The following is an 8099-nucleotide window of genomic DNA, read 5'->3' as shown; positions in this document are numbered from 1 at the left end:
CCGCAGCCGCTGGCGCCCACCAGGGCCACGCACTCACCGGCCTGCAACTGCAGCGACACGTCCTGCAGCACGGTGCGCGGGCCGAAGGCCTTGCGCAGCACCTGCAGTTCGAGCAAAGGCGTTGCGCTCATGCCCGCGTCTCCAGCGTGTCGCGCCAGGCCATCCAGCGGCGTTCCAGCGCCTGCATGGCGGTGTCGCTGAGCTTGCCCAGCAGGGCCAGCAGCACGATGGCGGCCAGCACCACGTCGGCACGGCCGGTTTCGCGGCCGTCGGTCAGCAGGTAGCCCAGGCCGCGGGTGGCGGCGATCAGCTCGGCCGCCACCATGAACATCCAGGCCAGGCTGAGGCCGTTGCGCAGGCCGGTGAGTACCGCGGGCAGCGCGGCCGGCAGCAGCACCCGGCGCACCAGTGCGGCAGGCCGCAGGCCGGCCAGCTCGGCCACTTCCACCAGCTTGCGGTCCACATCCCGAAAGCCCGACGACACGCCCATGTACACCGGGAAGAAGGCGCCGATGGCGATGAGCGTGAGCTTGGGCGCTTCGTCGATGCCCAGCCACAGCAGCAGCAAAGGCACCCAGGCCAGCGAGGGGATGGCGCGCAGCGCCTGGAAGCTGGGGTCCAGCAACGCAGCGGCCCGGCGGTTGAGCCCCACCAGCGCGCCGACCATGATGGCCAGCAGCGCGCCGATGGCGAAGCCGGCGGCCACGCGGGTGCTGCTGGCCAGCAGGTGGCCTACCAGTTCACCGCCTTGGGCCAGTTGCGCCAGCGTGCGGGCAATCTCGCTGGGCGGTGGCAGCAGGTGGGGTGGCACCCAGCCCAGCCGGGCCGAGGCTTCCAGCAGCGCCAAGGCCAGTGCCGGCAGCAGCAGGCCCCAGGCGGGGTGCGGCGTGGGGCGGGTACGGGGGGCCGCCGGCAGCGCGGGCGCGGGCTGCCGCTGCGCCGGTGCTGCCTTCGCCGGGTGGGCGCCCGCCCGTGGCGCCACTGGCGGATGCCATGCGTCCGTCATGCGGCAGGCTCCGTCAAGCTGCGCGGCCCAGCAGCCCGCGGGCGAACTGCGTGTCCACCAGGGCGCTGATGGTGCGCGGCAGGTCGGTGCCGGGCTTGACCAGCTGCTCGTCCAGCAGGATGGGGGCGGCCGCACGCAGCGCGTCCACATGCTCGGCCGAGGGTTGCGGGTGGCTCAGGTCGGTGCGCAGCTTGAGTTGCAGCAGCGCCACCTGCAGGCTGACCTTGGCTTCTTCCGACAGGATCTTGGCCGCTTCGGTGGTGTTGCCGATGATCCACTGGCGCGCCCGTTCATAGCCGGCGATCACGCGGCGCAGGGCCTCGGGGTGGCGCTGCTGGAAGTCTTCGCGCACGTTCAAAAAGCCGTAGGTGTTGAAGGCCACGTTGCGGTAGATCAGGCGCGAGCCGGCGTCCAGTTCGCTGGCGGCCATCAGCGGGTCCAGGCCGGCCCAGGCGTCCACCCGGCCCTGTTCCAGCGCCACGCGGCCGTCGGCATGCTGCAGCGCCACGTGCTCGATGTCGCTGCGCTTGAGCTGCGCCACCTTGAGTGCGCGCAGCAAGAACAGGTAGGGGTCGGTGCCCTTGGTGGCCGCCACCTTCTTGCCCTTTAAGTCGGCCAGGCTGCGGATGGGCGAATCGCGCCGCACCACCAGCGCCGTCCATTCGGGCCGCGAGAAGATGTACGGCGTGCGGATCGGGTTGCCGTTGGCCTTGGCCAGCAGCGCCGCCAGGCCGGCGCTGGAGCCGATGTCGATGCTGCCGCTGTTGAGGTATTCCAGCGCCCGGTTGCTGCCGGCGCTGAGCACCCATTTCACGGCGGTGCCGTCACGGCCGAAGTCTTCCTCCAGCCAGCCGAAGCGGCGCAGCACCAGGCTGGCGGGCGAGTAGTAGGCGTAGTCCAGCCGCAGCTCTTTGGGCGCTTCGGCCGCGCGCAGCAGGCCGGGCAGGGCCAGCAGGCCGGCGCTGGCGGCACCGGCGCGCAGCAGTTGGCGGCGCGAGGCGTCGGCTTGTCTAGACAAATTCAAGGGCATCACTTGGCTGCTCCGGCCAGCAGGGCCTGCTGATAGTCGGGTGGCACGAAGCCGGCGAACTTCTGCTGCGTGACGGCCAGGAACTCGCGCGAGCGGTAGGCCTCGGCGATGTCCTGCACCCAGGGCTTGTCCTTGTCTTCGGTGCGGATGGCCACCAGGTTCTGGTAGGTGGGGCCGGTTTTTTCCAGCGCCAGTGCCTCGGTGAGCTTGAGGCCCGAGGCCAGCGCGAAGTTGCCGTTGACGAAGCTGTAGTCGGTGTCGTCCAGGCTGCGGGGCAGTTGCGCCGCTTCGATGGGCACCAGCTTGAGCTTCTTGGGGTTCTGGGCCACGTCCTTTTCGCTGGCGCGGATCGGGTCGTAGCCTTCGCGCAGCTTCAGCCAGCCGATGTCCTGCAGCACCAGCAGCGCCCGCGCCGCATTGGTGGGGTCGTTGGGCAGGGCCACGGTGGCGCCTTCCTTCACGTCCAGCGTCTTGTGCTTCTTGCTGTAGATGGCGATCGGCGCGGTGGGCACCTTCAGCAGCTCGCTCAGCGCCAGCTTGTTCTCGGTGGCGAACTTGGTGAGGTAGACGATGTGCTGGAAGGCGTTGGCATCCAGCGCCCCCTGCGCCAGCGCGAAGTTGGGCTGGATGTAGTCGTTGAACTCCACCACCTTGACGCGGTAGCCCTTCTTCTCGAGCAGCGGCTTGATGCCCAGCTTGATCTGGTCGGCATAAGGCCCGGCGGTGGCGCCGAAGACCAGCTCCTTCTTCTCTTGCGCCTGGGCGGGCGACAGCGCGGCGGCCAGCGCCAGGCCGGCGGTGAGGGCGAACGAAGCGACGAGGTCGCGGCGGGTGTAGGTCATGCTGACATCCTTGACGTGATCAACCGTTGTTCTTGCTCAGCGCTTGTCCAGCCGGCGCGCCAGTGCGTTGCCGCTGAACTGGATGGCCTGCACCAGCACCACCAGGATGGCGACGGTGAGCACCATCACGTCGGTCTGGAAGCGGTAGTAGCCGTAGCGGATGGCCAGGTCGCCGATGCCGCCGCCGCCCACCACCCCGGCCACCGCCGAGTACGAGAGAAAGCTGATGGCCAGCACCGTGAGCGCCAGCACCAGGCCGGAGCGCGCTTCCACCAGCAGCACGCGGGCCACGATCTGCAGATCCGAAGCGCCCATCGCATGGGCGGCCTCGATCACGCCGCGCGGCACTTCGCGCAGGTTCTGCTCCACCAGCCGCGCGAAGTACGGAATGGCCGCGAACGACAGCGGCACCGCGGCCGCCACCGGCCCGATGGAGCTGCCGGCGATCACCCGCGTGATGGGCACCAGCGCCACCAGCAGGATGATGAAAGGGAAGGAGCGCACCGTGTTCACCAGCCAGCTCACCACGGTGAACAAGGGGCGATTTTCCAGCGTCTGACCCGGGCTGAGCAGGAACAGCCAGATGCCCAGCGGCCCGCCGATCAGCACCGCGGCGCTGAGGCCGATGCCCAGCATCAAAAAGGTCTGCCCGATGGCGGTCCACAGCTCGGGCAGGATGGCGGCGATGTTCTCAGGCATAAGCGGCCTCCAGGCGGTCGAGGTCGTGGCGGGTGTCGGGGCTGGCCTTCAACCGCACCAGGTCGCGGCCCAGGCGGGTGAGGGGCAGGCGGCTGGTGTCGTCCACCGCAAAGCGCTCGGCGATGCGGCCTTCTTCCACCACCGCCACGTGGCGGCACAGCGCCGTGACCACCGGCAGCTCATGGGTGACGATGACGATGGTCACGCCCAGCTGCGCATTGATGTCGCGCAGCGTGGCCAGCAGCGATTCGGTGGTCTCGGCGTCCAGCGCCGAGGTGGGTTCGTCGCACAGCAGCACATCGGGCTGCGGTGCCAACGCGCGGGCGATGGCCACGCGCTGCTTCTGCCCGCCCGACAGCTGCGCCGGGTGGCTGTGCAGCTTGTCGGCAATGCCCACCAGCTGCAGGCATTCACGCACCCGTGCATCGATCTGGGCCGCGCTGTGGCCGCCGTGGATGCGCAGCGGAAAGGCCACGTTGTCGAACACGCTGGCGTTTTGCAGCAGGTTGAACTGCTGGAAGATCATGCCGATGTTCTGCCGGGCTTCGCGCAGCTCGCGCTTGCCCAGCGCGGTCTGCTCACGGCCGGCCACGAACACGCGGCCCTGGTCAGGCCGCTCCAGCAGGTTGATCAGGCGCAGCAGCGTGGACTTGCCCGCGCCGCTCTTGCCGACGAGGCCGAACACGTCGCCCCTCGCGATGTCGAGCGAGGTGGTTTGCACCGCATCGAAGTGCCGGCCATCGGGCAGCTTGAAGCGCTTGCTGACGTTGTCCAGCCGGATCAGCGGCAGGTCTTGGGAAGGGGCGGTCATGAGGGTCGGAGGTCAGGGATTCAGGAATAGGACGTGGGCTCGGGCACATGGCCTTCGAGCCGGTGGCGGCCGATGTCGCGCAGCTTCAGGTCCACCGGGTCGTGCAGCGTGTGCACGCGGGCGTTGCGCCAGAAGCGGTCCAGCCCCAGGCGGCCGCTGGTGGCGCCGGCGCCGGCCAGCTCGAACACCTGCGAGCTGACCTCGATGCCCGCGCGGTGCGCCAGCACCTTGGCCTCCGAAATGGCGATGGCCAGGGTGCCACGGCCGGTGGCGTCCAGCGCCTCGCCCTGCTCGAAGGCCGCCTGCAACTGCAGCGCAGCCGCTTCGCAGGCCAGCTCGGCCGGGCGCAGCAGCAACCACAGCTCGCCATAACGCTGCTGCAATTGCGGCTCATCGGCCAGGCGCGCGGTGTGGCCGTTGGGCCAGGGGCGTGCACGCTCCAACGTGTAGCGGCGGCCTGCCTCGTACGCCGCCTGGCCGATGCCCAGGTACAGGTTGGCCATGATCAATTGCGACACCAGCGTGCGCAGCGTGGCGCGTGGTGTGGGCGTGCTGCCGGGCGCCTGCAGCACGTCGCGCTGGGGCAAAAACACGTCGTGGAAGTGCACCGTGCCGCTGTCGGTCTGGCGTTGGCCGAAGGCGTCCCAGTCCTGCTGCACGGTGATGCCTTCGGCCTGCGTGGCCAGGTGGCCCACCAGGCGCGCGCTGCTGCCATCGGCCAGCTGCACCTGGGCGCCCACCACCAGCCGGTCGGAGCCGACCGAGCCCGAGGCATAACTCTTGAGGCCTTGCAGCCGCCAGCCATCGGCCACGGGCTGCGCCACCAGCCGCGTGTCTTGCGGGTTGAGGGCATTGCCCCAGAACCAGCCCTCGGACTGCGAGCGCGGCAGCAGCGTGCGCTGCTGGGCGGGCGTGCCCCACAGCAGCACCGTGGCCACCTGCAGGTGGTGGAAGGCGAACACATGGGCCAGTGCACTGTCGGCCTGGGCCAGCCGGCGCACCACGCGGTACAGCGTGGGCCAGCTGGCGCCCAGGCCGCCGGCGTCCTGCGGAATCAGCAGGCCCAGCAGGCCGCTGTCGCGGATGGCCTGGCGCTCGGCCGCGGCATGGCCGCCTTCGCGGTCGCGGGCCACCGCGGTGGCCTCCAGCTGCTGCGCCAGCCGTTCGGTGCGTTCGTTGATCCAGTCACTGCCCATGGCGGCAGTGTTGCGTTTGCAGCAGCACCGGCCAACGAATGTTTCCGACGCTGCTTGTTCAAAAAATGTCGAACGACGCTCAGTCGCCGGCCGGCCGCCGGAAGGCCGCAGCCGCATGCCGCTGCGGCAACCGGTCACCCGCCCCCAGCAGCTTGTGGCGCAGGCTGCCGGCTTCGTAGGCGGTCTTGTACACGCCGCGGTTCTGCAGCTCGGGTACCACCAGGTCGATGAAGTGCTCGTAGCTTTCAGGCACCACGGTGCGGCTGAGGTTGAAGCCGTCGATGCCGGTGTCGGCGATCCACGACTGCAGCTCGTCGGCCACCTGCTGCGCATCGCCCACGATGGCCGGGTAACGGCCGCCCAGCTCGAACAGCTGCAGCAGCTTGCGCCGCGTCCAGCCATGCTCCTGCGCACTGCGGCGCGCCGATTCGATGGCCTGGCCTGGCTGGTAGTCCACCGGCGCGTCCAGGTCGTAGCGCGCGAAATCCACACCCACCGAAGCGGCGAAATGTGCCAGCCCGGCATCGCGGCTGGCGTATTGCAGGTAGTCGGCGTACAGGTCGCGCGCCTCGGCCGCGGTGCGGCCGGTGACCACCGCGGTGCCCATGAACACCTTCACGTCGTCGGGCTGGCGGCCGGCCTGCACCAGCGCTTCGCGCAGGCTTTGCACGGTGCGGCGCGCGGTGGCTTTGTCGGGCGGCGAGATGAACACGCACTCGGCATGGCGGGCCGCAAAGCGCTGGCCGCGGCCCGAGCTGCCGGCCTGGAACAGCACAGGCGTGCGCTGCGGCGAGGGTTCGGCCAGGTGGTAGCCCTGCACCTGGAACCAGCGGCCCTGGTGCTTGACTTCATGCACCTTGGCCGGGTCGGTGAACAGGCGCCGCGCCTTGTCGCGCAGCACCGCGCCGTCTTCCCAGCTGCCTTCCCACAGCTGGTAGAGCACGTCCATGAATTCGTCGGCGCGGTCGTAGCGCTCGTCGTGCGGCGCCTGGCCGGCCAGGCCCATCGCGCGGGCGGCGCTGTCCAGGTAGCCGGTGACGATGTTCCAGCCGATGCGGCCACTGGTCAGGTGGTCCAGCGTGGAAAAGCGCCGCGCCAGCAGGTAGGGCTGCTCGTAGCTCAGGTTCACCGTGACGCCGAAGCCCAGGTGCTGCGTGACCGCGGCCATGGCCGAGACCAACATCAGCGGATCGTTGACCGGCAGCTGGATGGCCTCGCGCAGCGGCAGGTCCACGTTGCCCTGGTACACGTCGTACACGCCCACGATGTCGGCCAGGAACAGGCCATCGAACAGGCCCCTCTCCAGCGTGCGGGCCAGGTCGGTCCAGTAGGGCAGGGTGTTGTAGTCGCCCGACCGGTCGCGCGGGTGCGTCCACAGCCCGTGGTTGATGTGGCCCACGCAGTTCATGTTGAACGCGTTGAGCAGGATGTGCGGTGATCGCGCCATGGCCGGGCAAAGCCATGATTGCAGCGCGGGGTGGGGCGGCGGGCTACGAAGGATTGTGAGGGTGCTTATGCGATGAATATGCACCTCAAGCCTGCGGGGGCTGAAGTCTTGCGGCCGTGGAGCCGACATGCAAGACATGGCGGCCTGACGTCGCGTCGCTGTCTCCGTGAGCGGCGGCTGCCGGGCTTGGCCCTGTCGTCAAGGTAGATCTTCACCTTGTTCTGGCGCCGTGCCGGGTCGAAGCTGAACGCTGATCCCCGCAGTCCCCCGCAGTCCGGCCGGCCCGAGTCCTTGCGCTCGGCGCCTTGTTCCACGCTCACCTGTGTGGCCGAGATGAACCAGAGACCCCCCGCTGTACCCCTGTTCAGCGGCGAACGTGCGCTGACGATCAGCAGCCCGGCGATCCCGCTGCACCTGGGCCGGCCCGCGCTGGTGCCCCTGCGGCTCAGTGGCCGAGAGGCCATCAACGGCTTGTTCGAGTACCGGCTGGTGCTGCAAACGCCCGATGAGCTGGCGGAGTTTGGCGGCCTGATGCGGGGCGCCAACTTCAGCTTGCCGGACATGGTGGGCCGCGAGATCTCGTGTGGCATCGAGCTGGAAGGCCGTGGCGCTGGTGAGCGTCAGATCAACGCATTGATCACCGAAGCCCGCCTGCTAGGCGAAGACAGCCGGCATGCGCTCTATGAGCTGACGCTGCGGCCTTGGCTGTACCTGGCCACGCTGAGCACCGACTGCAAAGTCTTTCAGAACCAGACGCCGGTGGAGGTCATCCGGAAGGTGCTGGCGGACTACGCCTTTGCCGTCGAGTGGCGGTTGATCGAGCGCTACCCGGTCCGCGACTACCTGGTTCAGTACAACGAGACGGACTACCAGTTCCTCTGCCGGCTGATGCAGGCGTGGGGCATCAACCACCACTTCGAGCACACGAACGGTGTGCACCGGCTGGTGCTCAGCGACCACAACGGCGCCTTCACGCCGCTGCAGCCGCATGAGCCAAGCAGCAGCTACCACGCCATCGCCTACTACCCGCCCGGCCACAAGATCGACGAGGAGTACATCCACGCCTTT

Annotated in this window: 8 protein-coding genes; 1 reads left to right on the top strand and 7 read right to left on the bottom strand. The window is 69.1% G+C overall.

Annotation, left to right across the window (positions count from 1 at the left end):
- Nucleotides 1-127 precede the first annotated feature (127 nt).
- The 7 genes from ABNT58_RS19875 to ABNT58_RS19845 all read right to left on the bottom strand — a co-directional run bounded on the left by ABNT58_RS19875 (nucleotide 128) and on the right by ABNT58_RS19845 (nucleotide 7031).
- Complete coding sequence (locus tag ABNT58_RS19875) at nucleotides 128-1006, bottom strand: ABC transporter permease (protein ID WP_348755153.1); 879 nt, start codon at nucleotides 1004-1006, stop codon at nucleotides 128-130.
- Between the two features lie 13 nt (nucleotides 1007-1019).
- The gene (locus ABNT58_RS19870; RefSeq protein WP_348755152.1) at nucleotides 1020-2036 is read right to left on the bottom strand and encodes an aliphatic sulfonate ABC transporter substrate-binding protein; all 1017 of its coding nucleotides are present in this window, start codon (nucleotides 2034-2036) and stop codon (nucleotides 1020-1022) included.
- A complete protein-coding gene (locus ABNT58_RS19865) occupies nucleotides 2036-2878 on the bottom strand; it encodes a MetQ/NlpA family ABC transporter substrate-binding protein (protein ID WP_348755151.1) in 843 nt (280 codons plus the stop codon). The genes ABNT58_RS19870 and ABNT58_RS19865 overlap by 1 nt, the downstream gene beginning before the upstream one ends.
- A 36-nt stretch (nucleotides 2879-2914) precedes the next feature.
- The gene (locus tag ABNT58_RS19860; RefSeq protein ID WP_348755150.1) at nucleotides 2915-3577 is read right to left on the bottom strand and encodes a methionine ABC transporter permease; all 663 of its coding nucleotides are present in this window, start codon (nucleotides 3575-3577) and stop codon (nucleotides 2915-2917) included.
- A complete protein-coding gene (locus ABNT58_RS19855; RefSeq protein WP_348755149.1) occupies nucleotides 3570-4388 on the bottom strand; it encodes a methionine ABC transporter ATP-binding protein in 819 nt (272 codons plus the stop codon). The genes ABNT58_RS19860 and ABNT58_RS19855 overlap by 8 nt, the downstream gene beginning before the upstream one ends.
- A 20-nt stretch (nucleotides 4389-4408) precedes the next feature.
- A complete protein-coding gene (locus ABNT58_RS19850; RefSeq protein ID WP_348755148.1) occupies nucleotides 4409-5584 on the bottom strand; it encodes an acyl-CoA dehydrogenase family protein in 1176 nt (391 codons plus the stop codon).
- Nucleotides 5585-5663: 79 nt separating this feature from the next.
- The gene (locus ABNT58_RS19845) at nucleotides 5664-7031 is read right to left on the bottom strand and encodes an LLM class flavin-dependent oxidoreductase (RefSeq protein ID WP_348755147.1); all 1368 of its coding nucleotides are present in this window, start codon (nucleotides 7029-7031) and stop codon (nucleotides 5664-5666) included.
- A gap of 333 nt (nucleotides 7032-7364) precedes the next feature.
- On the opposite strand from ABNT58_RS19845, the gene ABNT58_RS19840 reads away from it, so the two are divergent.
- The coding region (locus ABNT58_RS19840; protein ID WP_348755146.1) for a contractile injection system protein, VgrG/Pvc8 family at nucleotides 7365-8099 on the top strand (735 nt) is incomplete at its 3' end.

This window comes from uncultured Aquincola sp. (genome assembly GCF_964001545.1).
Taxonomy (GTDB): Bacteria; Pseudomonadota; Gammaproteobacteria; order Burkholderiales; family Burkholderiaceae_C; genus Aquincola.
The sequence above is the reverse complement of the archived record's forward strand: the minus strand, read 5'-3'. Positions and strand labels throughout refer to the sequence as shown.

What these genes read in the sequence shown, in the direction of transcription:
- ABNT58_RS19875 (WP_348755153.1), bottom strand. Translation starts at nt 1,006, where the DNA reads ATGACGGACGCATGGCATCCGCCAGTGGCGCCACGGGCGGGCGCCCAC.
- ABNT58_RS19870 (WP_348755152.1), bottom strand. Translation starts at nt 2,036, where the DNA reads ATGCCCTTGAATTTGTCTAGACAAGCCGACGCCTCGCGCCGCCAACTG.
- ABNT58_RS19865 (WP_348755151.1), bottom strand. Translation starts at nt 2,878, where the DNA reads ATGACCTACACCCGCCGCGACCTCGTCGCTTCGTTCGCCCTCACCGCC.
- ABNT58_RS19860 (WP_348755150.1), bottom strand. Translation starts at nt 3,577, where the DNA reads ATGCCTGAGAACATCGCCGCCATCCTGCCCGAGCTGTGGACCGCCATC.
- ABNT58_RS19855 (WP_348755149.1), bottom strand. Translation starts at nt 4,388, where the DNA reads ATGACCGCCCCTTCCCAAGACCTGCCGCTGATCCGGCTGGACAACGTC.
- ABNT58_RS19850 (WP_348755148.1), bottom strand. Translation starts at nt 5,584, where the DNA reads ATGGGCAGTGACTGGATCAACGAACGCACCGAACGGCTGGCGCAGCAG.
- ABNT58_RS19845 (WP_348755147.1), bottom strand. Translation starts at nt 7,031, where the DNA reads ATGGCGCGATCACCGCACATCCTGCTCAACGCGTTCAACATGAACTGC.